The 23,804-nt window shown below is 53.5% G+C and carries 23 protein-coding genes, 3 pseudogenes and 1 riboswitch; of the genes and pseudogenes, 14 read left to right on the top strand and 12 right to left on the bottom strand.

What is annotated here, in order from left to right; genetic code table 11:
- Window positions 1-39: 39 nt before the first annotated feature.
- The 11 genes and pseudogenes from B0W44_RS18310 to B0W44_RS17380 all read left to right on the top strand — a co-directional run bounded on the left by B0W44_RS18310 (window position 40) and on the right by B0W44_RS17380 (window position 8,098).
- Window positions 40-177, top strand: a complete 138-nt coding sequence (locus tag B0W44_RS18310; protein ID WP_169835653.1) for a hypothetical protein — start codon at window positions 40-42, stop codon at window positions 175-177.
- Entirely contained in the window at window positions 170-784 is a 615-nt protein-coding gene (locus B0W44_RS18730; RefSeq protein ID WP_335582634.1) for a sodium:solute symporter family transporter, read from the top strand. The genes B0W44_RS18310 and B0W44_RS18730 overlap by 8 nt, the downstream gene beginning before the upstream one ends.
- A pseudogene (locus B0W44_RS17420) lies at window positions 715-1,473 on the top strand (NRAMP family divalent metal transporter); the annotation flags it as partial. The gene B0W44_RS18730 and the pseudogene B0W44_RS17420, both read left to right, overlap by 70 nt.
- Before the next feature lie 30 nt (window positions 1,474-1,503).
- A complete protein-coding gene (gene pxpB / locus B0W44_RS17415; protein ID WP_228441704.1) occupies window positions 1,504-2,238 on the top strand; it encodes a 5-oxoprolinase subunit PxpB in 735 nt (244 codons plus the stop codon).
- Window positions 2,222-2,986 (top strand): LamB/YcsF family protein, encoded by a 765-nt coding sequence (locus tag B0W44_RS17410; protein ID WP_077721133.1) that lies wholly within the window; start codon window positions 2,222-2,224, stop codon window positions 2,984-2,986. The genes pxpB and B0W44_RS17410 overlap by 17 nt, the downstream gene beginning before the upstream one ends.
- A gap of 1 nt (window position 2,987) precedes the next feature.
- Window positions 2,988-3,956, top strand: coding sequence for a 5-oxoprolinase subunit C family protein (locus tag B0W44_RS17405; RefSeq protein ID WP_077721132.1), 969 nt, complete (start codon window positions 2,988-2,990; stop codon window positions 3,954-3,956).
- 18 nt (window positions 3,957-3,974) lie between these two features.
- On the top strand, window positions 3,975-4,463 hold the full coding sequence (gene accB, locus B0W44_RS17400; protein WP_179947357.1) for an acetyl-CoA carboxylase biotin carboxyl carrier protein: 489 nt from the start codon (window positions 3,975-3,977) through the stop codon (window positions 4,461-4,463).
- Between the two features lie 13 nt (window positions 4,464-4,476).
- A complete protein-coding gene (gene accC / locus B0W44_RS17395) occupies window positions 4,477-5,820 on the top strand; it encodes an acetyl-CoA carboxylase biotin carboxylase subunit (protein ID WP_077721131.1) in 1,344 nt (447 codons plus the stop codon).
- 122 nt (window positions 5,821-5,942) lie between these two features.
- Complete coding sequence (locus B0W44_RS17390) at window positions 5,943-6,362, top strand: hypothetical protein (protein WP_077721130.1); 420 nt, start codon at window positions 5,943-5,945, stop codon at window positions 6,360-6,362.
- 42 nt (window positions 6,363-6,404) lie between these two features.
- Complete coding sequence (locus B0W44_RS17385) at window positions 6,405-7,247, top strand: hypothetical protein (RefSeq protein ID WP_077721129.1); 843 nt, start codon at window positions 6,405-6,407, stop codon at window positions 7,245-7,247.
- 65 nt (window positions 7,248-7,312) lie between these two features.
- Window positions 7,313-8,098, top strand: a complete 786-nt coding sequence (locus B0W44_RS17380) for a putative hydro-lyase (protein ID WP_228441703.1) — start codon at window positions 7,313-7,315, stop codon at window positions 8,096-8,098.
- Between the two features lie 42 nt (window positions 8,099-8,140).
- Here B0W44_RS17380 and pdxK read toward each other — a convergent pair whose 3' ends face one another.
- Entirely contained in the window at window positions 8,141-8,953 is an 813-nt protein-coding gene (gene pdxK / locus B0W44_RS17375; protein WP_077721127.1) for a pyridoxine/pyridoxal/pyridoxamine kinase, read from the bottom strand.
- A gap of 402 nt (window positions 8,954-9,355) precedes the next feature.
- Here pdxK and B0W44_RS17370 point away from each other — a divergent pair, with 402 nt between their 5' ends.
- Together B0W44_RS17370 and B0W44_RS18725 are read left to right on the top strand one after the other, a co-directional pair.
- On the top strand, window positions 9,356-10,339 hold the full coding sequence (locus tag B0W44_RS17370) for an NAD(P)H-quinone oxidoreductase (protein WP_077721126.1): 984 nt from the start codon (window positions 9,356-9,358) through the stop codon (window positions 10,337-10,339).
- A gap of 247 nt (window positions 10,340-10,586) precedes the next feature.
- Window positions 10,587-10,717: pseudogene (locus B0W44_RS18725) on the top strand (manganese catalase family protein); the annotation flags it as partial.
- Window positions 10,718-10,832: 115 nt separating this feature from the next.
- Here the strand turns inward: B0W44_RS18725 and B0W44_RS17365 are convergent.
- The 5 genes from B0W44_RS17365 to hutH form a co-directional block, all read right to left on the bottom strand.
- A complete protein-coding gene (locus tag B0W44_RS17365) occupies window positions 10,833-11,768 on the bottom strand; it encodes a ketopantoate reductase family protein (protein ID WP_077721125.1) in 936 nt (311 codons plus the stop codon).
- A gap of 162 nt (window positions 11,769-11,930) precedes the next feature.
- Complete coding sequence (locus B0W44_RS17360) at window positions 11,931-12,404, bottom strand: chemotaxis protein CheW (RefSeq protein ID WP_228441702.1); 474 nt, start codon at window positions 12,402-12,404, stop codon at window positions 11,931-11,933.
- A gap of 142 nt (window positions 12,405-12,546) precedes the next feature.
- Window positions 12,547-13,098 carry a thioredoxin family protein gene (locus tag B0W44_RS17355; protein ID WP_077721123.1) on the bottom strand — a complete coding sequence of 184 codons (552 nt, stop codon included), beginning with the start codon at window positions 13,096-13,098 and terminating at the stop codon, window positions 12,547-12,549.
- 71 nt (window positions 13,099-13,169) lie between these two features.
- On the bottom strand, window positions 13,170-14,489 hold the full coding sequence (locus tag B0W44_RS17350) for a Na+/H+ antiporter family protein (RefSeq protein ID WP_228441701.1): 1,320 nt from the start codon (window positions 14,487-14,489) through the stop codon (window positions 13,170-13,172).
- Window positions 14,490-14,630: 141 nt separating this feature from the next.
- The gene (gene hutH / locus B0W44_RS17345) at window positions 14,631-16,100 is read right to left on the bottom strand and encodes a histidine ammonia-lyase (protein ID WP_077721121.1); all 1,470 of its coding nucleotides are present in this window, start codon (window positions 16,098-16,100) and stop codon (window positions 14,631-14,633) included.
- A gap of 296 nt (window positions 16,101-16,396) precedes the next feature.
- Between hutH and B0W44_RS17340 the strand changes: the two genes are divergently transcribed.
- A complete protein-coding gene (locus B0W44_RS17340) occupies window positions 16,397-18,022 on the top strand; it encodes a transposase (protein ID WP_077718376.1) in 1,626 nt (541 codons plus the stop codon).
- A gap of 53 nt (window positions 18,023-18,075) precedes the next feature.
- Here B0W44_RS17340 and B0W44_RS17335 read toward each other — a convergent pair whose 3' ends face one another.
- The 6 genes and pseudogenes from B0W44_RS17335 to hutI form a co-directional block, all read right to left on the bottom strand.
- Window positions 18,076-18,849 carry a thiazole synthase gene (locus B0W44_RS17335; RefSeq protein WP_149027070.1) on the bottom strand — a complete coding sequence of 258 codons (774 nt, stop codon included), beginning with the start codon at window positions 18,847-18,849 and terminating at the stop codon, window positions 18,076-18,078.
- Complete coding sequence (gene thiS / locus B0W44_RS17330) at window positions 18,849-19,052, bottom strand: sulfur carrier protein ThiS (protein WP_077721120.1); 204 nt, start codon at window positions 19,050-19,052, stop codon at window positions 18,849-18,851. The genes B0W44_RS17335 and thiS overlap by 1 nt, the downstream gene beginning before the upstream one ends.
- A gap of 138 nt (window positions 19,053-19,190) precedes the next feature.
- Window positions 19,191-19,835, bottom strand: a complete 645-nt coding sequence (tenI, locus tag B0W44_RS17325) for a thiazole tautomerase TenI (RefSeq protein WP_077721119.1) — start codon at window positions 19,833-19,835, stop codon at window positions 19,191-19,193.
- 58 nt (window positions 19,836-19,893) lie between these two features.
- Window positions 19,894-20,004: riboswitch (TPP riboswitch) on the bottom strand.
- Between the two features lie 130 nt (window positions 20,005-20,134).
- Window positions 20,135-21,462: pseudogene (locus B0W44_RS17320) on the bottom strand (YjiH family protein).
- A 16-nt stretch (window positions 21,463-21,478) separates the two neighbouring features.
- Entirely contained in the window at window positions 21,479-22,477 is a 999-nt protein-coding gene (locus B0W44_RS17315; protein ID WP_077721487.1) for an agmatinase family protein, read from the bottom strand.
- A gap of 20 nt (window positions 22,478-22,497) precedes the next feature.
- Entirely contained in the window at window positions 22,498-23,772 is a 1,275-nt protein-coding gene (hutI, locus tag B0W44_RS17310; RefSeq protein WP_077721118.1) for an imidazolonepropionase, read from the bottom strand.
- Between the last annotated feature and the right edge of the window lie 32 nt (window positions 23,773-23,804).

The following is a 23,804-nucleotide window of genomic DNA, read 5'->3' as shown; positions in this document are numbered from 1 at the left end:
CGTCAAAAACACTGGAGACTCATAGTAGGGAGGAACAAGGTGAAAATGCAACTGCCGTGGATGACGTGGATGTTTACCGGGATTCCCTTCGCATTGGCTGTCCTCTCGCCGTTCCTTTTGGCCGAATGGCTGATAAAGAAGTACGAATCTCAGGAGAAGCAGCAGAAAGATGTTTAATCCACTGCTGTACATGGTCTTCTTTTTAATCTACACCGTGCTCATTCTGTGGCTGGGAAAGTACGGCATTGACCGTTCAAAAACGTTGCGAGATTACTATACGGTCAGCGGTTCCCTCGGGTTGTTTTTAAGTGTGTCGACGTTTGGCGCTACGTGGTTCAGCGCAGCCTCCATGTTGGGTCTCCCTGGTCTCATTTACGAGTACGGCTATTCTGCTATTTTGTACAGTGTCGTTTGCTGGTTTTTGGGTTCCTTGTTCATTATTATGTTGGCCAAGAGGTTGCGGTCGTACAATGTCGTGACCATCCCCCATTTTTTTTACAAGAGGTACGGCAGCGCCAAGCTGCAGATGTTTACCGGCCTCATTCTGGTGATCACGTACATTTTGTACATTGTGATTCAAATTCGCGGGTTTGGTATCGTCATCTCGTTCTTGTTGGACATTCCGTACACCGTTGCCATTTTTCTCGTGTATTTGTTTTTACTCTATACGACGTATGGCGGCCTGTTTTCCGTCGCACGGACAGACGCTTTGAATTTTTGTTTAATTATCGCCGGTTCTCTGCTGGCTGCTTTTACGTCATGTTCACGAGCAGCCCGCCGGTAGGCGAAGCGGCTTTACGGACCGTAGCGCCTTTGGAGCTGGACTTTTTCGCTATCGTCACCATTGTGGGAGGGACGGTTGGCGGCTACATTACGTTCTCCGGCGGACACCGCTTGCTGGAGGCCGGCGTGTCCGGAAAAGAGAACGTCAGAGAAGTGACGCGCTCGTCCGTATCCGGGATTATCGTGGCGTCGATCATGCGCATCATCCTGTTTTTGGCCGTCTTGGGTGTCGTGTCATCGGGATTTAGCCTCGATCCGGACAATCCGCCTGCGTCTGCTTTTCAACACGCTGCTGGTGTTGTCGGTTACAAAATTTTTGGTTTAGTGCTGTGGGCTGCCGGCATTACGTCCGTGATCGGCGCCGCTTATACGTCCGTCTCCTTCTTGCGGTCTTTCCACAGAAAGATCGACCAGCACTACAAGTATTGGATCATCGGGTTCATCGTTTTCTCCACAGTCGTCTTTGTTTTAGTTGGACAGCCGGTCACCCTCTTAATTTTAGCGGGGGCTGTAAACGGATTGATTTTGCCCTTAACTTTGGGGTCTGTGCTGCTTGCGGCCCACAATAAAAAAATCGTAGGAGGCTACCGGCATCCGGTGTGGTTGACGGTGTTCGGCGCTGTAGTCGTCGCGTTAACCGCTTATCTCGGCGTCGACACGCTCATAAGTTCGATACCTCAGTTATTTTAACGATGTATGGTGGGATTGGCGTTGTTCAAAGTGAGCGCATTTGGTGACAGTGGGCTGCGAATACAGTTTGGAGAGACCATTTCGCCGAAAACGAACCAACGGATTCGCAGCTTTGCAGTTTTACTCGAGCAGGAAAAACTTCACGGTATACTGGAGTGGATCCCCACTTACACAGCGTTATCGATCGTTTACGATCCCTACGTGATCTCTTACGCAGAGCTTGAGCAATTTGTCTTGGATCTCAAGGAGAAGATGACGCGCATCAACTTGCCAAAGGCGGACGTCGTGCACATTCCGACGTGCTACGGCGGGGACAAAGGGCCAGATTTGGCACAAGTGGCCGACCATAACGGATTAACAGAAGAAGAAGTGGTGAAGATCCACTCCGGAACGAATTATTTAATCTATATGATGGGGTTTACGCCCGGCTTCCCTTATTTGGGCGGGATGTCCAAGAAAATTGCCACGCCGCGGTTAACTGTTCCGAGACCTAAAATCGCGCCGGGGTCTGTCGGGATTGCCGGTGAACAGACGGGGATTTACTCGATGGAGACACCGGGTGGGTGGCAGATCATCGGCCGGACCCCGTTGAAATTGTATGACCCGGATCGGGACCCGCCGATATTGCTGAAGGCCGGAAACTACGTCAGGTTTCACCCTGTATCGGAGGAAGAGTACAAAGACATTCTGGAAACGGTCCGCAATGGAACGTTTCACCCCCACGTCGAACCGTATCGGGAGGAGGAAGATGGTTGTGCAGGTTGATCTAAACAGCGATTTGGGCGAAGGTTTTGGCGCGTACACGATCGGACAGGACGAGCTCATTCTCCGCCACATTACGTCTGCCAACATTGCCTGCGGGTATCACGCCGGCGATCACAATGTCATGAGGCGGACGGTTCAGAAGGCAGTCGAACTGAATGTGGGGCTGGGAGCCCACCCGGGGTTACAGGACTTAATCGGGTTTGGGCGCCGTCCGATGCAGGTAGACCCCCAAGATGTGTACAACATGGTTGTATACCAAGTGGGGGCTTTACAGGCGTTTGCCCATCTGTACCAGGCGGAACTTAGTCACGTCAAACCGCACGGGGCCCTTTTTAACATGGCGGCAAAAGATAAAACCCTCGCGCAGGCGATCGCTGAAGCCGTTTATGCGATCAACCCCCGGCTGATTTTGTTTGGCTTGGCAGGTGGCGAGCTCGTCAAAGCAGGGGAAAAGGTCGGGTTGACGGTAGCGCAGGAAGTGTTCGCCGACCGGACCTATCAACCTGATGGGTCGTTAACTTCCCGCACTGAGCCAAATGCTATGATTCACGATGCAGAGCAGGCTGTCCAACAGGTGGTCCGCATGGTCAAAGAAGGGAAGGTGGAAGCGGTGGACGGTTCGGACGTTGAGATTAAAGCAGATACCGTGTGCGTTCACGGCGATGGACCGCAAGCTTTACAATTCGTGAAAAAGCTGCGACAAGCACTGACGGATCACGGCATTTTTATCAAGCGGGTTGGAACGTAAAATGGGACGCGGCGTACTGGAAGTGATCAAACCGGGTTTGGCGACCTCTGTTCAAGACCTCGGCCGCACGGGATACCAACAGTACGGTGTGGTCGTCTCCGGCGCAATGGACGCTTACGCACTGCAAGTGGGGAATCTCCTCGTCGGGAATCGCCGCGGCGCCGCTGGATTGGAAATCACGTTAATGGGGCCGGAACTGGGAATCCTTCGCGATACGACGATCGCCGTTTGCGGTGCTGATCTCTCTCCCACTGTAGATGGGGTCCCAATTCCGGTATGGAAGTCCGTCCAGGTGAAAAAGGGTCAGACATTAACGTTCGGACAGCCCAGGAGCGGGGTGTACGCCTACTTGACCGTGTCGGGGGGCATCCGTGTCCCGGATGTGATGGGCAGTAAGTCGACGTACGCCAAAGCGAGGTTGGGGGGCGTAAAAGGACGGTATGTCAAAAAAGGGGATGTGCTTAAGGCTGAAGACATGGCGGACAGAGTGAAGCAAGTCGGAAGGAGGGGGATACCGCCTTCCAACGTACCGGACTACCGCCCTTCTAAAAGCATAAGGGTCGTACTCGGGCCTGATCATGAATTGTTCGATCTCGAAAGTATCGAAACGTTTTTGTCCGAAGCGTACCGAGTGACGACCCAATCAGATCGCATGGGCTATCGCTTGTCGGGCCCAAAGCTCAAGCACACGTCAGGTGCCGACATAATTTCCGACGCCATTATGCCTGGCACCGTTCAAGTTCCGGCCAACGGGGAACCGATTGTGCTCATGGCTGATCGCCAGACGACGGGCGGCTATTCGAGGGTGGCGACGGTCACTTCCGTTGATTTGCCTTATGTGGCGCAGCTGCCTCCCGGTTCAAAACTTACGTTCGAGGCGGTTAGCGTCGAAGAAGCCCATCGGTTATGGATCGAGCGGGAAACGCTATTGCGTCAGCTCAGCATTGCGGCAGGCGTGTATGAACGTTAGTTAGGAGGCATGAGATAAGTGTTGAGCTTGAAAGATATTCAAGAGCTCATTGGAAGCATCGATAAAACGAGCATTACCCATTTTGATTACGAGAGTTCGGGGCAGAAACTATCGATTAGAAAAAGAAAAGAAAAAAGCGCTAACTCCCCTCAGCCGCCCGCGCCAGGAGATGACGTGACGGAGGAAGGGGTTACATCTCAGGAGGTGTCCGGTGAAGCGTCCTCCGCCATAAGTGAACCTCCGAAAGAGGAAAAACTTGACGAGGATGTCCATGAAATCGTCAGTCCCATGGTGGGGACCTTTTACCGAGCACCTGCTCCAGACGCAGAACCGTACGTCCAAAAAGGCGATGTCGTCCAGCAATCGACGGTTGTGTGTATTGTGGAGGCGATGAAGTTAATGAATGAAATTGAAGCGGAAGTGAACGGAGAGATTGTGGACATTTTGGCAGAGAACGGGCAACTCGTCGAATACGGACAGCCGTTATTTTTAGTAAAGCCCGTGTAGAAGGGAAGAGACGATGTTTCGCAAAGTGTTAGTCGCCAATCGCGGGGAAATTGCCGTCAGAATTATTCGCACCTGTCGGGAAATGGGGATCCGTACGGTTGCCGTTTTTTCCGAGGCAGACAGGGAGTCCCTTCACGTTCAACTCGCCGACGAGGCCTATTGTATCGGGCCGGCGTCTCCCATGGGCAGCTATTTAAATGTTATCAACATCGTGAGTATAGCGACGTTGACAGGGTGTGACGCGGTTCATCCGGGTTACGGTTTTTTAGCGGAGAACGCAGACTTTGCTGAGCTGTGCGCCGATTGCAATGTTGCGTTTATCGGGCCGGATGCAGACGCTATGAACAAGATGGGAGCGAAGGACGTCGCCCGTAAGACGATGGCGGATGCGGGGATTCCTGTCGTACCGGGTTCAGATGGCCTCGTTCGGGACTGGAACGAAGCGGCGGAAGTGGCGGAGAACATCGGCTTTCCTGTCTTAATTAAAGCCGCTGCGGGCGGGGGAGGAAAGGGAATACGGCTTGCCCGCAATAAAGCTGAGCTGGAAAACGGTTTCCGCATTACGCGGCAGGAAGCCGCTGCGTCATTCGGCAATCCCGGGGTTTACCTGGAGAAGTACGTTGAGGATTTTCGTCACGTAGAAGTACAGATTATGGCGGACCAGTACGGCAATGTGGTCCACCTCGGCGAACGGGACTGCACCATTCAACGGCGGCTGCAAAAATTGATCGAGGAAGCCCCTTCGTCAGCCGTGACAGAAGAAAAGAGAAGGGAAATAGGAGAGCTGGCCGTCCGGGCGGCAAAAGCAGTCCGTTATGTCGGAGCGGGAACGGTCGAATTCATTTACGATGGCGCTGGACGCGTTTACTTCATGGAGATGAACACCCGCATACAGGTGGAACACCCCGTGACGGAGTGTATTACCGGTATTGATCTCGTGAAGGAACAGATTTCGGTGGCATCCGGAAAGACACTTAGTTTCACCCAGAGTGACATCTCGATGAACGGCTGGGCGATGGAGTGCCGGATCAATGCCGAAGCCGTTGACAGAAATTTTGTGCCCTCTCCCGGAAAATTGAACCTTTATTTGCCTCCGGGAGGTCCCGGTATCCGCGTGGACAGCGCAGCTTATCCGGGATGTGTCATTTCGCCCCACTATGACTCATTGATTGCAAAGCTTATTGCCTGGGGGCCGACACGAGAAGAGGCCATATCGAGAATGAAGCGCGCGCTAAGTGAATTTGTCGTTGAGGGGGTCGAGACGACACTCCCTTTTCATGAAAAAGTGTTACGTCATGAGGATTTTGTGAGTGGGAACTTTAATACAAAATTTTTAGAAAAGAACGGATTTCTATAAAGGTATCCCTTGCATCAAGTCTATTCAAAAGCATGGCGAAAGGATGTGGGAAACAGTCGCGGAAATCGAAAGCTTGGTGCAATTCAGGATATAGAGAAAAAGTTTAAAGGAGAGGTCAAACGATGGGTAGTCGAACCCGTGGTGTGCATCGCCTTGCGATTGTCGTGACTGCGAGTTTACTAGTTTTGTCATCACTCGCCCCTTTGCCGTCCATCACCCTTGCCAAAAGTGAGGCCGTCTGTTTTGATCCCAGTCTTCCCGTTACCCAAGAGGAACAGCGAATGACAGACGGTGCGCCCATCCCGCAGCGAATTTTAAAAGATAGCCGCTTTGATCAATTCGTCGAAAAGTTCGAACGCGATCTGTGTGCTGCACAAAACGTGAAACACGCACAAAAAATCGTAGAGAGGCACGGGACACAGTTGTGGAAGACAGCGGTCCACCGCGCTCAAGGAAAGCGTCCGGATTTAGGAAAGCTGGACCGTTACGACGACCGTCCCCTTTATTGGGCACGGCTGCACATGACCAAAGCCCTACGATAGTGGGCCCCCGATTTTCAGTTAAAGGGGACGGAGCGGCAAGATTTGTTAAAGCGTTTAGAGTACACCTCTCGGGGTATCTCCTCTATCGACTTCCCCAAAGGGAAGGGAGTTAAACGGGTCCTCGTCAGCGGTTTTGACCCCTATAGACTAGAAGGAGATTTTCGGCGAAGCAACCCGTCTGGGGCTTCCGCCCTCCAGTTAGACGGGTTAAAGGTTAACACAGACAAGGGGCCGGCTTTCATTCAAGCTGTGAACTTCCCTGTTCGCTGGCGAGACTTTGAGCAAGGGATAGTGGAAGATACGTTTGGGCCGTACTTAAAGAAGCGTACAACGCAACGGATTAACTTAATGATGACGATTAGTCAGGGAGGCGCTCGCCAAATGGCGATTGAAGGTTACGCCGGGAGGTGGCATACCGGTGTCGACAATGAAATGGAATCCCGCTCCAGTGTCATCCCGACCGTCTCCCACTGGCTTATGCCAGATCCTCTTCCTGAATTCATTGAGACGGCACTTCCCGTCGAAGCGATGGTGGAGGATCAGACTGGGCCTTGGCCTGTGTTTCGCAATGACCAAGTGTGTGAATGGTTGCCACCTACCTTTGACGAGGTCGGCTGTCATGAAAACGGACCGACACCAGGCTCCAGGGCACAATCCGGCGGTGGCGGAAACTACCTCTCGAACGAAAGTCAATACCGTTCCAACCGTGTCCGCCTTGGACTCGGTGCCTTCGACGTTCCAGGGGGCCATCTGCACATCGCGGCGCTAGAGTTTTATCCTGAGGACCGTACTGTGTACATTGACCCGGCGTTCCAACATCACCGCACTGTGACGGTTGATCAGACAGTCGAGTTAGTGAAGGCCGCGACGCGTGCTGTAAAGTAGTACTTTTTAAAAAGGGCGCCTCCTTTAAGCGGGGAGCCCTCTAGTCTGAATTGAACTCTGGAGGGATCGATGTGAATCAAGACGTTGAAACCGTTCGCAAGGCTGTTCGCCAGGGGGAATGGTGCCGACCGACCACTGGGTTAGCACCAGGCTACACCCAGGCGAACCTGGTGATTTTGCCGAAACGATACGCTTATGACTTTTTGCTGTTTTGCGTGCGCAACCCGAAGCCGTGCCCGTTGTTAGAAGTGACAGATACGGGGTCCCCTGTTCCGCGGCAAACGGCTCCGGAAGCTGACTTGCGAACAGATCTTCCGAAATACCGCATTTACCGCAAAGGCGTTTTGGAAGATGAAGTGACCGACATATCGGGCTACTGGTCAGACGATTTCGTTTCCTTTCTCCTCGGCTGCAGTTTTACGTTTGAAAAAGCTTTGCTCCAAAGCGGAATCCCGATTCGGCACATTGACGAGGGCTGCAACGTTTCCATGTACCGAACCCATATTCCCTGTCATCCGGCAGGGGTGTTCAAGGGACCGATGGTGGTCAGCATGAGGCCGATGAAATCCCGAGATGTAATCCGCGCCGTTCAGATCACGTCGAGATTTCCGTCTGTTCACGGGGCGCCGGTACACATCGGCCATCCAGAGGAGATTGGCATTCGCGATTTGACCCAGCCTGATTTCGGAGATCCGGTCACGGTATACGAAGGCGAAGTCCCGGTGTTTTGGGCATGTGGGGTTACACCACAGGCAGTTGCCATGGCAAGCAAGCCGGACCTCATGATTACCCACGCCCCTGGTCACATGTTCATGACCGATATAAGAGAGGAAGAGCACGCTGTATTGTAAGTAAGACACCGTCAACAAACGGCGGTGTCTTTTGACGTTCTTTTATCCTTCCCCGTGTTCGCGGTATGCTGAGCGGTTCACGGCCCCGACGTACTCGTTCAGCCTGAACGAATGTTTGATGGCAGACGTGATGAAGGCCTTGGCCGTTTTGACCGCCTCCATGACGGAACGCCCTTTGGCCAACTCCGCTGTGATCGCCGCGGAATACGTGCAGCCAGCTCCGTGCGTGTAAGTCGTCTCGATTTTTTCCGACTCGAGCACTTCATACTTGTTCCCGTCGTACAGAATGTCGACGGCATCCAGCTTGCTTCCACCTTTGACGAGCACGTACTGTGCCCCGAGTTCGTGAATTTTGGCGGCAGCTTCCTTCATGTCGTCTACGGACTGGATGGGGGGCATTTGGCTCAATCGCGCTGCTTCAAACAAGTTAGGGGTGACAACCGTAGCCTTCGGGACGAGCACTTCCCGCAAGCTCTTCGTGTTTTCCGGCTGCAATTCCTCAGTTTCATCGGTCCCTTTACAGACCATGACCGGATCGATGACGACATTCTTCAGTCGGTGTTTTTCGATCACTTGGGCGGCCAGTTCGATGATGGCCGGTGAACCGAGCATCCCTGTTTTGACGGCATCGATACCGACGCCGACGACACTCGTGTCGAGCTGCTTCCTCACTGTTTCGACGTCTACAGGAAACACGTTGTGAAACCAGTTGTGGTACGGGTCCATGGCGACGATGGTCGTGACGGCGGACATGCCGTAAACGCCGCGTTCCTGGAACGTCGTTAAATCGGCCTGGATACCTGCGCCGCCGCTGCTGTCGGAACCGGCAATCGTCAAGGCTTTGTAGAGTGGCATCTTCTTCCCCCTCGCATGTAAGTTTCTACTGTGACATCATAGCCTAAAGATGAGAGAAAACCAAGAATTTGATTGTCTCTTAATTATAACAATTTTTGACTGGTGGCGATGAAGATCTATCAAATATGGACATGAGATAAATGGGCATACTAACTGAAAAATGGACAGGGGTGTAAACAAACGAATGAGAATAAGAGGCAACGGGAAGCAAGCCATCTGGGCCACGGTCATCACTATTTTAGTCGTCGTATCCGGGTTGATCGCCCTCATCTGGTCCATCACTCAATAGCCCAACTTTTCACGATGGTCCCGTCGCACGGGACCGTTTGTGTTTCCACTGTGGGGATATTGTGCATTTTGGTAAAATAAAACGTGATACATGTGATGGAGAGGGTGGAGAATGTGAAGGCTGTACTGATGCAAGGGTTCGGCGGAACAGACGTCTTACATATCGGAGAACATCCAGACCCCGAGTTGGGTGAGGGGGACTTGCTCGTCCGGGTCAGGGCGACGGCGTTGAACCGCGCCGATTTGTTGCAGCGCAGAGGGGCGTATCCGCCGCCAAAGGGGGCCTCCGACATTCTCGGTTTGGAGATGGCGGGGGAAGTCGTGGATGTGGGTTCTGCAGTCACGGCGTGGAAACCGGGTGACCGCGTGTGCGCCTTGCTCCCCGGCGGTGGCTATGCCGAATACGTTGCCATTCCGGCAGGCATGGCGATGCGTTTGCCCGACCACTTTTCTTTTGAACAAGGAGCCGCCATCCCGGAAGTGTTCTTGACGGCGTATTCCAACTTGTTTTGGTTTGGAGATCTTAAAATAGGGGATCGCGTCCTGGTACACGCCGGCGCGAGTGGTGTCGGGACGGCAGCGATCCAGCTGATTCGGGAGCTCGGGGCAGAAGCGATGGTGACGGCCGGATCGAAGGAAAAACTGGAACGCTGCCGTGAACTAGGCGCTACAGCCGGGTGGAACTACAAGGACGGCTCGTTCGCTCCGTGGGTGAAAGAGCTGACAGAGGGGAAAGGCGTCGACCTCATCCTCGATTTCGTCGGAGCACCGTATTTTAAAGACAATGTCGACAGTCTTGCTGTCGATGGCCGGTTAATCATCATCGGCACGTTGGGCGGTGCGAAAGTGCGCGACGTGAACTTGACGGACATTTTGATGCGGCGTCTCAGCATCGTCGGGACAGCCTTGAGGTCGCGCAGCGTGGAAGACAAAATTAAATTAACCCGAGAGTTCAGCGAATTTGCCTTGCCGCGTTTTGCAGACGGGCGCTTGCAACCCGTGATCGACCGCGTCTTCGACTGGCAGGACGTGAGAGAAGCACACCGTTACATGGAATCGAATGCAAACATCGGGAAAATTGTACTGAGAATCGGGTGAAAATCGGTGCAACGTGATTCCAAATGGCGTTCCTGCCTCGGTCGGATAGTGGAACAAGACGCCTTGCAGGAGCGATCAGCCCATTCTGCTCTTTCCAAGGAAGACCGAGGCGAAAGTGTGTAGATAGGAGTTCCAGTGGGGCGTTCATTCGGAAGACTGACGGTGATTCCGCTGCCGAACCAACTGGAAAGCGGGGATTCGCGCGAGCGCTTATTCTCACCCGCGACATAGGATGTTGATGAGTGTGATGGGAGCACATGTTTTTCAAGCCCGACCTGAACGCCCCGATCCGGTGTACGCAAAAAAGCTCACGGTGAATTGACTGTGGTGATTCAGTATTTATTTCAAGGGTGGAACAGCCGGGCAGACAGCAAATACCCGTATGTCGCCAAATCGCCTGCCTACGGGCCAAAACCGTTTCTGATGCCAGCACCTGTCTCCGTTCATGATACGATCCCGAGGGAACCGCACCCCAAACCGCCTTTGTATTGAATTAACATGAATCGTCCAACATCGCTTCGTAAATTTTTAAGTTGGCGTACACGGCCGTTAGTACAGGGAATTCAGCAAGATCAGCTCCGTTTTCGACAGCCAAGGACAGCCACGCGCCCTGAAGGTGATCGGCTTCAACGGGGAGATGTTTCTCCATATCGCGCTGCATGGACGATTTCATGTCGTAATGGCAGGCTTCCGTCGTTGTAAGGGTTTTTCGGGCTGCGTCTTCGGCGACAGGTGCCCCGATGTGGCGGGCGATTGAGACGAGTTCACGTATGAGTTTTTCGTACGTCGCGTTGCCGTGCGCATTGGTGAGGATGGGCCCGATCGGCGCTTGCATTAACGTCGTGATGCTACTCATGCCCGTGATAAAAATGTATTTGTGCCAGATGTCCGTCTGGACGTTCTCACTTAACGTCACGTTAAAGTGAGCACGTTGCAGGTGTGACAAAATGGTCTCGGCTCTCCCGGTTCTCGAGCCGTCCCACTCGCCGAAGACGAGGTCGTGGCGTTCACTCGTTTGCACGATTTCACCCTGTCGGTCCAAGGTCGCCTCGATAAAACAGAGCCCGCCCAGCACTTTGTCCGCTCCGAAGGCTTTCGTCAACTGTTCGAAATGCGTATAACCGTTCAAGAGCGGAAGGATGGCTGTCGAATCTCCGACGTACGGTCGCACGTCTTCCATCGCTTGCTTTAGGTGGTACGCCTTAACGGCCAGAATGAGGAGATCGAAAGGTTTGGCGCTTTCGCCGCTGCAGATTGCATGAACCGGGCCGTTAAAATCGCCGTGACGGCTGCGGATGGTTAAGCCTGTTTCCCGTAACTGCCGCTGCCTTGTCGGCCGGACGAGAAAAGTGACGTCTGCTCCGTTTTGAGCGAGGCGGCCGCCGAAATATCCGCCGATGGCCCCTGCTCCCACGATGAGAATGCGCAAGTGAGCACACCTCCAGAAGGGTTATCTCCGGTATTTGATCAAATGAAGACGCCGTCCTACAGTTTTAAATTTTACCGGAAACGGTTTCAAAAACATAACCGGGAGGACGGCCTCATCGTCATCCGTCCTCTTCCAGGTCGACACCTGATGTTGGTAAACACCTTATACCCCCACAGCTTCTTTCCAGTTCGACAAGTCGATCGATTGGTCGGGGTCCACGACAGCTTGAAACTTCAACAGTACGACGTAACGATCGTCCACTGTATACACACCGTCTATCACTTCGTTTAAGTCGCGGAAACCTTTTTTAAGTTCGACTGCCTGTGTCACGGGTACGTCTGCAATATCATGTACGGCGTCTACTTTAAAACCAATCCAGCGACCGTCATCGTTGACGACAATGATCCGTTCTCCTGTTTCGCGAGACGGGCGTGCTCTCTCGGCTAACCCCAGTCTCGCTTTCAGGTCGATCAACGGTACGACGCGGTGGCGAAAGCGGAAGAGACCGAGCATGTACGGCGGCATTTCCGGCAACACGTTAAACGCGCCGGGTTTCGTGATTTCAGTTATATGCTCAATGTTGAGGGCGTAATCATCCTCGCTGAGTCGGAAAACGGCGCAAGTTAGTTCTCGCATACAGTTCACTGACACTTTCCCCCTTGTTGTGTCCATTTGTTTAAAGTATCGGCGATCGGCGTTTGGACTTTCACAGGGGGGTGAGCTAACGACTCTGAGTGGCGCAAGTGGTTGCCGACCGTGCGTGTCGAATGCTCTTCGCTTATGACAGCCGCTCCCGGAAACTGTGGCTCACGGCCTTCCACAAAGAGCGGTCGGACAACAGGCGCTGTTTGAAGTTCCGGTACATTTCTTTTTGTTTCGCTTCGAAACTCGGGTCTTCCTTATCTGGCAGACTGTTTCGCATGTCGTCAATGAGTTGCTGCACTTCCGGTGCCCGCGGTCCCCAAACCGCCTGCTCGTTGCCGTCCTGGTCGATGAAGATGAAGATCGGAATCGAACGGGATTTGCCGTTTGTCAAGTACTGGTCCATCAGTTCGAGGTTGTCGTCGCGGATGAGCAAGCTCATCTCGATGGATGCGGCCTCGCTAATGCGCATGAAGACAGGTACGCACAGCATGGCGTCGCCACACCAGTCGGCCGTCAGCACGATGACGCGCCAGTTTTTTTCCTTCAAGGTTTCAAAGAACGCCCGGTCGTCCGGTGACAACTGGAAGTTGTCGTATATTTGCAACATTTCCTCTTTGTTGACCGCCATACTGTCGATATACTGCTCAATGGTCATACCTTTCTTAAACCAATCGTTCAGCGTCATGGACGTCTCTCTCCTTGACATGTGAATATTTACTTACTAAACACAAGTATATAGGAAGGAGAGGCAATCGTCTACAACACCAGGGCGGCGATGACGCCGAAGACAAATAAAGGGATGTTGTAGTGGATAAACGTCGGGACGCACGTGTCCCAAATGTGATGGTGCTGGCCGTCGGCGTTCAGCCCCGATGTCGGGCCGAGGGTACTGTCGGACGCTGGGGACCCGGCATCTCCAATAGCGCCGGCCGTTCCAATTAACGATGCAGTGGCCAGCGGGCTAAAGCCCATCGCGGAACAGAGCGGGACAAATATAGCCGCTAAAATCGGGACCGTGCCGAAAGATGTGCCAATCCCCATCGTGACCAACAGTCCGACGAACATCATCACGACTGCCGCCATAAACTGGTTGTCGCCGAGCCAGGCACTGGCGGATTCTACAAGGTTGTCCACTGCGCCTGTTTCAGTCAAAATGGAGGCGTAGCCGGAAGCGATGAGCATGACGAACGCGATCGTCCCCATCATCTTCACGCCCCCTTCTACCACAGTGTCCCCGTTTCTCCACGCTTCTCCGCGGAAAATGAACATCGTCAATATACCGCCGAGCGCGGCGATAACGAGCGATTGGAAGACGATCTGCAGTACGAGGGTGACCCCTATGGCCAGCAACGTAACGGAGTGTTTCCACTGCCACGAATGTTGATCGGCGTCTTCTCCAGTTGCCGCCGATTCGCTCGTAAAATGCGTCGGAATGTCGGCGTACTCCCGCGCCTTCCGATATGTGACGACAATGGCGAGCACGAGGCCGAGCAGCATCCCTGCGACTGGAATCGCCATGGCCACAGGGATTGCCGACAGCTCGATGGCCATGCCGCTGGCGGCCATCTCGTCCGCGATAATATTGTGGAAGATGAATCCGAATCCGGCCGGGATGAGCATGTAAGGCGCCTTCAACCCGAACGTCAAAGCGGAGGCAACGGCGCGGCGGTCGACTTTCAACCGGTTAAAGACGGCGAGTAAAGGCGGAATGAGAATCGGGATAAACGCGATGTGCACGGGAATGACGTTTTGCGACAGACAGGAGAGGGCGGCGATGGTAAACAGCACAAAGCCGCGCCTTCCTTGCATGAGGGGCAGGACGCGCCTGATTAAAGCCGTCGTAATCCCGGAGCGGGCAATCATGACGGCGAAAATCCCGAGCAAAATGTAACTGAGTGCTGTCTCACCCTGCCCGCCGAGGCCGCCGATCAAGATGGAGAAAATCTCCTCAAGGGTCAGCCCTGCGGAAAAGCCAGCGACGGCGGCGGCGATGAGCAAGCCGAAAATGACATTGACGCGTGCCAAACTTAACACGGCTAACACGAGTACGGATAGGACAACGGGATTCCAGAACATAACGACCATTCCTCCCTTACTTCTCATTTATTTTACCAAATTAAATTGGTACCGTGTTGAAAACTTGAGCGTTTTTTTTTAGCGCTTTCATTCATCTATGTGAACCGTTAAGGTGTGCCACCTTAACGGAAAGGAAGGAGATTATAACCATTCGGATAACCGCTCGATGTCTTTGGACAGCGAACGGTCGCGGGTGAGAGGTGCGACGCGTTGACGGATGTCGCGGTACAACTGCCGCGTTCCCCTCCCGGCTTTGTCCACTCCCCGCATTTCCAGTGCCTGGGCGGCGCACATCGCTTCGATGGCCAGCACTTTGCGCACGTTCTGCACGACCTTAAGGGCGTGGCGCGCCGCCGTCGTTCCCATGCTGACGTGATCTTCCTGGTTGGCAGAGGACGGGATGGAGTCTACGCTGGCCGGGTGGGCCAACACTTTATTTTCCGACACAATGGACGCAGCGACGTACTGCGGGATCATCATCCCCGACTGCAAGCCGGGTTTCGGACTTAAAAAGCCGGGAAGGTCGTTCAGTTGCGGATTGACTAGGCGCTCAATGCGCCGCTCACTGACGTTGGCCAGTTCTGCCATGGCAATTTTCAAAAAATCCATGGCGAGGGCGATGGGCTGCCCGTGAAAGTTACCTCCAGACACAATGTCACCCCTTTCGGCAAAAATGAGCGGATTGTCCGTGGCGGCGTTCATCTCGATCAGCAGCTTCTCCCTTACATAGCGCAAAGCTTGGCGACTGGCGCCGTGCACTTGCGGGATACAGCGTAAAGAGTAGGCGTCCTGGACGCGAATGTCTCCTTGGCGGGTGACCAGCTGGCTGCCGTCAACTTGGTCGAGGATCCGGCGGGCAACCTCCGCTTGTTCTGGATAAGGGCGCACAGCGTGCACGTCGGGATGGAAGGCGTCTGTCACGCCGCGCAAACATTCCAACGTCATCGCCGCGATCTCGTCCGCCCGGTCCGCGAGATTTCTTGCTTCGAGGTAGGCGATGAGCCCGACGGCGGTCATCGCTTGGGTACCGTTAATGAGGGCCAGTCCCTCTTTGGCCGCTAGACGCACGGGTTTGAGCCCCGCTTGAGCGAGGGCATCTTTGCCCGCCATGCGCCTGCCGGCAACGAATGCCTCTCCTTCCCCGATCAATACCGACGCCAAGTGGGCGAGCGGTGCTAAGTCGCCGCTGGCCCCGAGGGAACCTTGTTGGGGAATGACGGGGTGGATGCGGTGATTTAACAGGTCAAGCAACAATTGCAGCAGTTCCCGGCGCACGCCGGAAAAGCCTTTTGCCAAAGCATTGGCGCGGAGTAACATCATCGCGCGGGTGACCGGTTCGGGAAACGGTGTCCCGACAGCACAGGCGTGACTGCGAATCAGGTTCATTTGCAAGTCTGCCACTAAATCGTTCTCAATCGTCACGTCGCTGAACTTGCCGAATCCAGTCGTTACCCCGTAGACGACAGTGTCGTCTGAGACCGCTTGATCGACTGTTTTTCGGCTGGCTTCTACCCTTTGCCACGCCGCTTCCGTCAGCCCCACTTTTTCGTTTTGATAGATAACTTTTTGGCACTTTTCCAACGTCAGGTTGTTTCCGTCAAGCAACATCATGGTGTTTGTGGTCCCTCCACAGAAACAAAATAAGAGGCCACACCAAACTGGTGCGACCTCCTCATGAACTCACTAACTTTAGGTCACATTGCTTATTGTGAATGCTGTTTCCCCAGATTATAACAAATGTAACCGGTTAACGCAACAGGCTTTTTTTCCGATGCTGAAAAGATAACATAGCTAATCAATTGTCGAATCACCATTAGTTTTGTCGAAATGGGTCAGTCTACAAGGAAAATAGTGGTTCCGGAGCGAATGTCTTCATTCCAGATAAAAATCGGAATGAGGGATGATTGATGAGTAACTTCGCCCACATCTTAAACGACCGTTTTTCCATTGTGGCCGCTACAAGGGATGATGAATACGTCGCCCAGGTGATCAGCACCACGAAAACGATGGACAGCGTACACAACCTGGAAGATGAAGCTATCTTGGATGATTTTATGGGCTACTTGTCAGAAACCGGTGTCCTCCATTCTTTTTCCACCTTTCAAGCTAGCCAGTATCAACGGGTGATGATTCCGTTTTATTACTTCTTGATCACGTATTTGGCCAAAACATTGCTGGGCATTAAGGCGATGAAAAGTTTGCCTGCTCTGTTGTTTAGTGATCAGGGTGTGATGCGAACCTTGGGCTTTTCGGCTATGGTGTTGGAAGAAGGGTACTGTAATCGGGGTGCCGGTAAACGGCATAACGACACCCCACCCGCCAGCCCGTTTACCCCTCAGACACTGGCAGAATTCATGAATAAGGCGACACCACAGGAGATTGAACAACTGTTTAACACCAATATCGCCAACTTAGCGGCATCTGGTGCTTTCTACCAACAAGTGACGGGCATCATCGATGGCACCGATATCGAAACGACGCCGAACTACGAAGGTGCCGGAAAAGTGATGCGCAAAAAGAAAATCCACAACAAAAAGGGCGTCCGGGAGATCGAGTGTGTCGTTTACGGATGGAAAGCGATTGTGTTGTTTGACCAGCACACGGAAATTCCCCTTGCTCTAAAAGTCGTCCCCATTCATGAACACGAGTCCAAATATACGCGTGTGCTCATCGAGCAGGCTCAGCGCAATCTGGGCAAGCACAGCCGGATCACCCAAGTGTTGATGGATCGGGGCTTTCTGGACGGCACCACCTTATATTGGCTCGACCAACAAAAGATCACATTTGTGATTCCCGCACGCTCCAACATGGACGTCGCCCAGGATGCACGGGACTTGGCTCAAGCGTCCATGGGGGTGACGGATACACGCCAAGAAAAACAGACGTCCGGTCGTGGCAAAAGCAAAACCGAGCACATCCTCGAGACCCAAGTTACTGGTGTCAAGGCGTTAACCAGTTATGTCGATTATCGGGACCCGGCAAAGCCCGCAAAGCAATACAGTAAGACGGGCGGCGGCGGTTGCCCAATCAACGCCGTGGTCATTCAACGCTACCGAAACGAGGAGATCCCGGCAGACAAATGCCCTGTTTTTTTGACCAACAGTCCCGTTGACCGCCCTTTTGTTCCGTATGATGCTTATGATGGGCGCAGCCTTATTGAGAATTTACTTTTTCGTGAAGGCAAACAGGGCTGGAATCTGGAACATGCGCCAACCAAAACGGCCAATGGCATGGTATCGCACGTCTATTTCACGTTTTTGACCATTGCCCTGACAACGGCTTATCGAACTTGGTGTGCCGAGCAAACGGAAGAAGGCGAAGAGAGTGAATCCTCTAATCAGCCGTCGAAAGGGATTCGCAATTGGCGTCGTCGCCTTATGCAAGAAAATCAAGATCAGATCATTGTGTTCAGTGGCCCTTATTATGGTATCTTCCATCTCATGACCTTTGTTCAGCTTATGGGAGGTCAAGTTAAAGACCAGTCTCCCCGTGAGACTGCCGTTTTTCGACAAAATCATCATTTTTCGCCTTAAGTTATCTTTTCAGTTTTCCGATGGCGTTGGCCGTTTGGTGTGGTGCAACGTCTCTAAGGGGCTGGCACACCTTCCACTGGACTGCTGGCCGTCGCGTACCGCTTCTTTGGAACGATCCCCGCTTCAAAGCCCAAGCGCCCTGCCTCGATGGCCAACTTCATCGCTTCCGCCATTTTGACCGGGTCTTTTGCGGAGGAAACGGCTGTGTTGAGAAGGATGCCGTCGGCTCCGAGCTCCATGGCGAATGCTGCGTCGCGGGGGGAGCCTATGCCAGCGTCCACGATGACCGGGACGTCGGATTGCTCAATAATCAAGGATAGATTTAACGGATTGACGACGCCTTGGGCGGAACCAATGGGGGAGGCCCCCGGCATGACCGCATGGACGCCCAGCTCCTCTAGACGCTTCGCCAATACGACGTCATCTGACGTGTACGTCAGGACGATAAAACCTTCTTCCAACAACTTTTCAGACGCTTTCAACGTTTCGACAGGGTCCGGCAACAACGTTTTGTCACACCCGATCACTTCTACCTTGACCATGTCGCACAATCCTGACGCTTTTGCCAGTTTGGCGATGCGGACCGCCTCTTCTGCAGTTTTGGCACCGGCAGTGTTGGGCAACAGCGTGTATTGAGTGAGATCTAACTGCTCTAGAAAGTTCGGTTGCGTCGGCTCGAAAATGTTCATCCTTCTGACAGCGAACGTCAAGATTTCAGCTTCTGCCGCTTGTACGGCTTTGCGCTGGACATCCAGCGATGGATACTTGCCCGTTCCCAAAAGCAATCTCGAGTGAAACGTTTTATTGGCTATTTTCAACACGGCCATCAACCTCCTCCGACGAAATGAACAATTTCCACGCGGTCGCCTTGATCGAGTTTTTTCGAGGGGTAGTGCTCTTTGTCCACAATTTCCCGGTTGTGTTCGACGATGACAATCCGGTCTTGCAGATGGAAAAACTGAAGTAAATCGGAAATCGTCTGGACGCTGTCGTCAAGTGTCACCTCACGACCGTTCACGTGCAATTCCACCGCAGTCACCTCCTCTCGGTCGACGGAAGAGCGGTCATACGGACTTACTTGGCTTGAACAGACGACGTTCCTTTCCGTTTTGAAGGTCCGTCGAAGAAACGTGCTGCCGGTGAGATGTCCCTGTCGTAGCGCCAACGGTTAAACGGGTCGGGTTCCATGGCCTCCCCCCTTGTGCACAAAATGGAACGAGCGAGCAGCTTTTTGCGGATTTTCCGCCGAAAAAAGAGCAGACATGACGGCAATGCCGGCGGCACCCGCTTCAACAACGTCTTTTGCGTTGTGTGGATGAATGCCCCCAATGGCGACGACGGGCCGTTTCACCGTGTGGGCGACCGCCCTTAAAGCGTCCAACCCCCTCGGAGACAAACCGGGCTTTGAACGGGTTGTGAAGATATGCCCGAACATGACGTAATCGGCACCTTTTTGTTCCGCTTGGAGGGCGTCTTCCAGCGTGTGAACGGAAACGCCGGCTTTCAACTCGGGGAACTTTTCCTTCAACCGTTCGACGGGGATCCCTGCGGAAGGGAGGTGAACGTTGTGGAGGCCGAGCAGAAGGGCGATATCCACACGGTCGTTTACGACTAACTTCTCTCTCGGGACTCCGCTGTCAACGAGAGCTTGGATCAGTTGCACGATTTTTTTTGGCTGTTTATTTTTTTCCCTGATGTGGATAAAGTCGACGTCACGCTGGATGAGTAATAAAATTTCCGACAATTCCTCCACCGTTTGGGAGCCATCGGTCACGGCGTGGAGCTCGACGTGTTTCGCCTGTTTTAAATTCATTCCGCTTCACCTGCCATTTAAAAAACCACTTCCCAGTTGTGGAAAGTGGTTGAGGCTCACGTTTCTCCCATCACTTCCCTACGCTGGTATTGACCCAGATCAGGTTCAAAGGGTTTTAAAGTGTCACTTTAATCTCAGCCTTTCTCCAAAGGCACCCCTAGTGATTTTGTATTCATGTTTTCGCTTTCGTCAGCTGTTTGACTCCATCGTATCATAACACAGCAGGAGCTGCCAACCACAGACGGTGTATTCCTCCTAAGCTCCTTTTTGACAACTCGGGCAGTCGCCCACATTTCGGCTCACAGCAACAAGTAAGCGAGGGGAGTGGCAATCAGTATGGTCAACACGACGCGTTCGAACCAAATGACAACCAACTTGGGAATGCTCACCGGGATCTCCGTGGACAAAATGACGGGTATGACAGCGGAGAAGAATAAAATCGCAGACACGCACACGATGCCGGTAACGAATTTCGTCATCAGGGCGGCGTCCACTGTCAACAGGGCTGGCAAGAACATCTCCACAATGGAAAGGGCTGCAGCTTTCCCGGCGAGCAGCGGTTCAGGCAGTTGGACGAGTGCCGCAAACGGGTAGAACAAGTAGCCGAGGAAATCAAAAAGCGGCGTATATTCCGCTAACACGAGTCCGATGAGCCCGACAGACATGATGGACGGTAAAATGCTCATCGTCATCACGAAGCCGTCTTTTAAATTTTGCCATACATTTTTTGACAAATTTCCGCCGTTTCCATCGCTTTCATCCAGGCGTGGCGCAGGCGGTTGTTTTCTATTGTGATTTCCGGGGTCCCTTTTCCGTCATAGTAGTTTTCACTCATACGGTTCAGAGGCCAAATTCGGACTGTGATCGCTGTCACCACAAACGTCACGACAAAGGTTGTCCAGAAGTAAGCGTTCCACATGTCCATCAGACCGAGGGTGTCGGCCACCACCACCATAAACGTGACGGACACGGTGGAGAAACCGGTTGCAATGATAGTCGCCTCTTTGACCGTGCACTTCCCCTCTTTGAATAAGCGGTTAGTAATTAACAGACCGATGGAATAACTGCCGACGAAGGACGCCACGGCATCGAGAGCTGACCGGCCCGGCGTCTTCCAGACGGGTTTCATCACCGGCTGCATGAGGATGCTGATAAACTCCAGCAATCCGTAGCCGACGAGCAGGGCTAAAAATATGGAGCCGATTGGAACGAGCAACCCCACGGGGATGACGAGGGAATTGAGCAAAAACGGGCCCATGTTGTCGTGAAACAGCCAGGCTGGACCGAATTCAAAGACGAGCATGACGGTGATGATGAAGCCGAGAACTTTTAGGACTGAAAACGTGAGAGCGACCGCGTTTTCCTTCCACGTTTTGGCGACAAAGGGGTAAACGGCTCCCAGCGCTATGACGAAGAGTGCGTAATAAGGTGTCAGACTAGAGAACGCCGTACGAAAGCCCGAGACGATGTGATCGAGCATAATGGAGTTCGTGCCGTTTAGTGTCACCGGAATGAAAAACATAAAGATTCCGATGGCACTGAACAGAAAGAATCGACATGCCGCGGCTGGTGACACGGGAGGCTGTGCGAGTGTTTGGTTTGTTTTTGTCCGATGTAGTCCATCCAATGTGTGAACACTCCTTTCAGTCGTGTTGTCGCAAGTAGAATCCCGTCAGGAAACTGAGCATCGTGTGTACGCCGGCTTTGACAGTGGCCTGTGCGACATCTTTGTGCGGATCGAGGCAGACGATGTCCATCGCTTTCACATGCGGGTCGCGTCCGGCTGCCGTGACCGCCGTGAACAGTTCGTCGGTCTGCATGCCGCCGGGTGTCGTAGCTGGGGCTCCAGGACCGTACGCTATGTCGAGGACGTCCATGTCGACAGTGACATAAACGGTGTCCACGCGGCGCTTTAGATCGAGGAGCGCCTCCTGGATCACGGCATCTAAGCCGCGCTGGCGCGCGCGACGCATGGTCACGTATCGGATTCCCGCTCTGTCTGCGTACTCTTTGAGGGACTTGGCGTTGAAGAAACCGTGCAGTCCGATGTTCCAGACGTCTTCCCCTTTAATGGTGCCGCTCTCAATCAAGTTTCGAATGGGAGTCCCGTTGCTCGGGCCGTTGTCTTTTAGACTGCGCAGGTCAAAGTGGGTGTCCAGCTGCAAAATGCCGATCCGCTCGTCTGGGTGCGCTTTTTTCCACCCCTTCACGAGCATGGCCGTTATCGAATGGTCGCCGCCCAGTGCCAGCGGAAACGTGTTCGGATGGTGTGTGCGCATGGCGTACATCGCATCTGTAATGGCTTTGTGGCTCCAGGCGATGTCGGTCACGTGCTGCTTCACGTCTCCCAAGTCGACGACGTTTAGCGGCGTCAAATCTACGTCGTAATCAAGGTTGTACGGGACAAACCCTTTCCACGCTTGGCGCATGGCGTGGGGCGTTTCACTGGCGGCAGAGGCGCTGATCGACGAGCGGGACAGCGGGACCCCCAACAGGGTGACATCGACGTTTTGCCATTCAACGTGATCGGCGCCGGGGCTTAACGACCTGATCCACTCGTGAACTTTGGGTTCACGGACACCGGTTTCCTTTTGCCAGACAAAAGGCGGTGGATTTAATTGCGGGTACGGGTAAGTCGTCATGTTCATCACCTGCTCTTTGTTTAAAGGAGCGATCCTTGTTTGACCACGACCTTTCCTTTTTTCACGACTGTGTCGACGAGATTGACGGCGTAATTGTACTGCATGTAAGCGACGTTCGGAGCGTCGAAAATGACGAGATCGCCTTGTTTGCCAGTTTCGACGCTACCGATGACGTGGCCGCGCTTGATGGCGTGGGCGGCGTTGATCGTGGCGGCAGTAATGACTTCAGCCGGCGTCATGTTCATTGAAAGGCAGCCCAAGTTCATGATAAACGGCAGCGATTCTGTCGGCGATGAGCCGGGATTGCGGTCTGTCGACAACGCCACCGGCACGCCGGCATCGATCATTTTGCGGGCGTTTGCCGCTTCAGTCATGAGGAAGAACGCGGTCCCAGGCAGCAGAACGGCCACGACACCAGCATCGGCCATTTGCTTAATTCCTGCGTCTGTAACGCGCAGCAAATGGTCGGCCGACACGGCACCGACCCGGGCTGCGGTCTCCGCCCCTCGGTACGGTTCAATCTCGTCTGCGTGTATTTTCGGCAACAGGCCGTGTTCTTTTCCGGCGGTTAAAATGCGTTCTGACTGTTCCGGGGTAAAGACGCCCAGTTCGCAAAACACGTCGTTAAATTCGGCTAGGCCGCTTTCGGCCACTTTCGGGATCATCTCGTGAATGACAATGTCGACAAAGCGGTCTGGATCGTCTTTGTACGCTTCAGGGACTGCGTGGGCGCCCATAAAGGTGGAGACGATGTCGACGGGGTGATCGTCGTCTAACCGTTTGGCGACGCGCAACTGTTTCAGTTCGTGCTCCAGCGACAGGCCGTAACCGCTTTTTGCTTCTACTGTGGTCACCCCGTGTTGCAGGAAGCGGTCAAGCCGTGGAAGTGTCTCCTGATACAGCTGTTCCTCTGATGCATTCCGTGTCGCTTGGGTCGTACTGTGAATGCCGCCGCCGGCATTCATAATCTCCATGTAGGTGGCCCCGCTGAGCCGCATTTCGAACTCGTTCTCACGACTTCCGGCGAAGACGACGTGCGTGTGCGGGTCGACGAGGCCGGGGGTGACGACTTTGCCGCGGGCATCAATCTGGTCGGCTTCAGACAGGCGCTCACCCACTTGTGCCAAAACGTCTGAATCATGGCCGACGTAGCGAATGGTTCCGTCTTCGACCCAAACAGATCCGTCTTCAATGATCCCTAAGTCACTCATGCGTTTTCCACTAACCGGCGTTTCAGACGTTCCGCGCAGTGTGACGAGTTGCGCTGCACGGCGGACAAACAGTGGTTTCGTCATGACGGACCTCCTCTGCTGTATTTCTAACGCTT

Source organism: Novibacillus thermophilus (assembly GCF_002005165.1).
GTDB classification, from domain to species: domain Bacteria; phylum Bacillota; class Bacilli; order Thermoactinomycetales; family Novibacillaceae; genus Novibacillus; species Novibacillus thermophilus.
Note: the sequence above shows the minus strand (reverse complement) of the source record. Positions and strands in the feature narration are given on the sequence as shown.

Coding starts and splice junctions, on each gene's coding strand:
- B0W44_RS18730 (WP_335582634.1), top strand. CDS start 170: ATGTTTAATCCACTGCTGTACATGGTCTTCTTTTTAATCTACACCGTG.
- B0W44_RS17410 (WP_077721133.1), top strand. CDS start 2,222: ATGGTTGTGCAGGTTGATCTAAACAGCGATTTGGGCGAAGGTTTTGGC.
- B0W44_RS17405 (WP_077721132.1), top strand. CDS start 2,988: ATGGGACGCGGCGTACTGGAAGTGATCAAACCGGGTTTGGCGACCTCT.
- accC (WP_077721131.1), top strand. CDS start 4,477: ATGTTTCGCAAAGTGTTAGTCGCCAATCGCGGGGAAATTGCCGTCAGA.
- B0W44_RS17390 (WP_077721130.1), top strand. CDS start 5,943: ATGGGTAGTCGAACCCGTGGTGTGCATCGCCTTGCGATTGTCGTGACT.
- pdxK (WP_077721127.1), bottom strand. CDS start 8,953: ATGCCACTCTACAAAGCCTTGACGATTGCCGGTTCCGACAGCAGCGGC.
- B0W44_RS17360 (WP_228441702.1), bottom strand. CDS start 12,404: ATGCGAGAACTAACTTGCGCCGTTTTCCGACTCAGCGAGGATGATTAC.
- B0W44_RS17355 (WP_077721123.1), bottom strand. CDS start 13,098: ATGACGCTGAACGATTGGTTTAAGAAAGGTATGACCATTGAGCAGTAT.
- B0W44_RS17350 (WP_228441701.1), bottom strand. CDS start 14,489: ATGTTCTGGAATCCCGTTGTCCTATCCGTACTCGTGTTAGCCGTGTTA.
- hutH (WP_077721121.1), bottom strand. CDS start 16,100: ATGATGTTGCTTGACGGAAACAACCTGACGTTGGAAAAGTGCCAAAAA.
- B0W44_RS17340 (WP_077718376.1), top strand. CDS start 16,397: ATGAGTAACTTCGCCCACATCTTAAACGACCGTTTTTCCATTGTGGCC.
- B0W44_RS17335 (WP_149027070.1), bottom strand. CDS start 18,849: ATGGCCGTGTTGAAAATAGCCAATAAAACGTTTCACTCGAGATTGCTT.
- tenI (WP_077721119.1), bottom strand. CDS start 19,835: ATGAATTTAAAACAGGCGAAACACGTCGAGCTCCACGCCGTGACCGAT.
- B0W44_RS17315 (WP_077721487.1), bottom strand. CDS start 22,477: ATGACGACTTACCCGTACCCGCAATTAAATCCACCGCCTTTTGTCTGG.
- hutI (WP_077721118.1), bottom strand. CDS start 23,772: ATGACGAAACCACTGTTTGTCCGCCGTGCAGCGCAACTCGTCACACTG.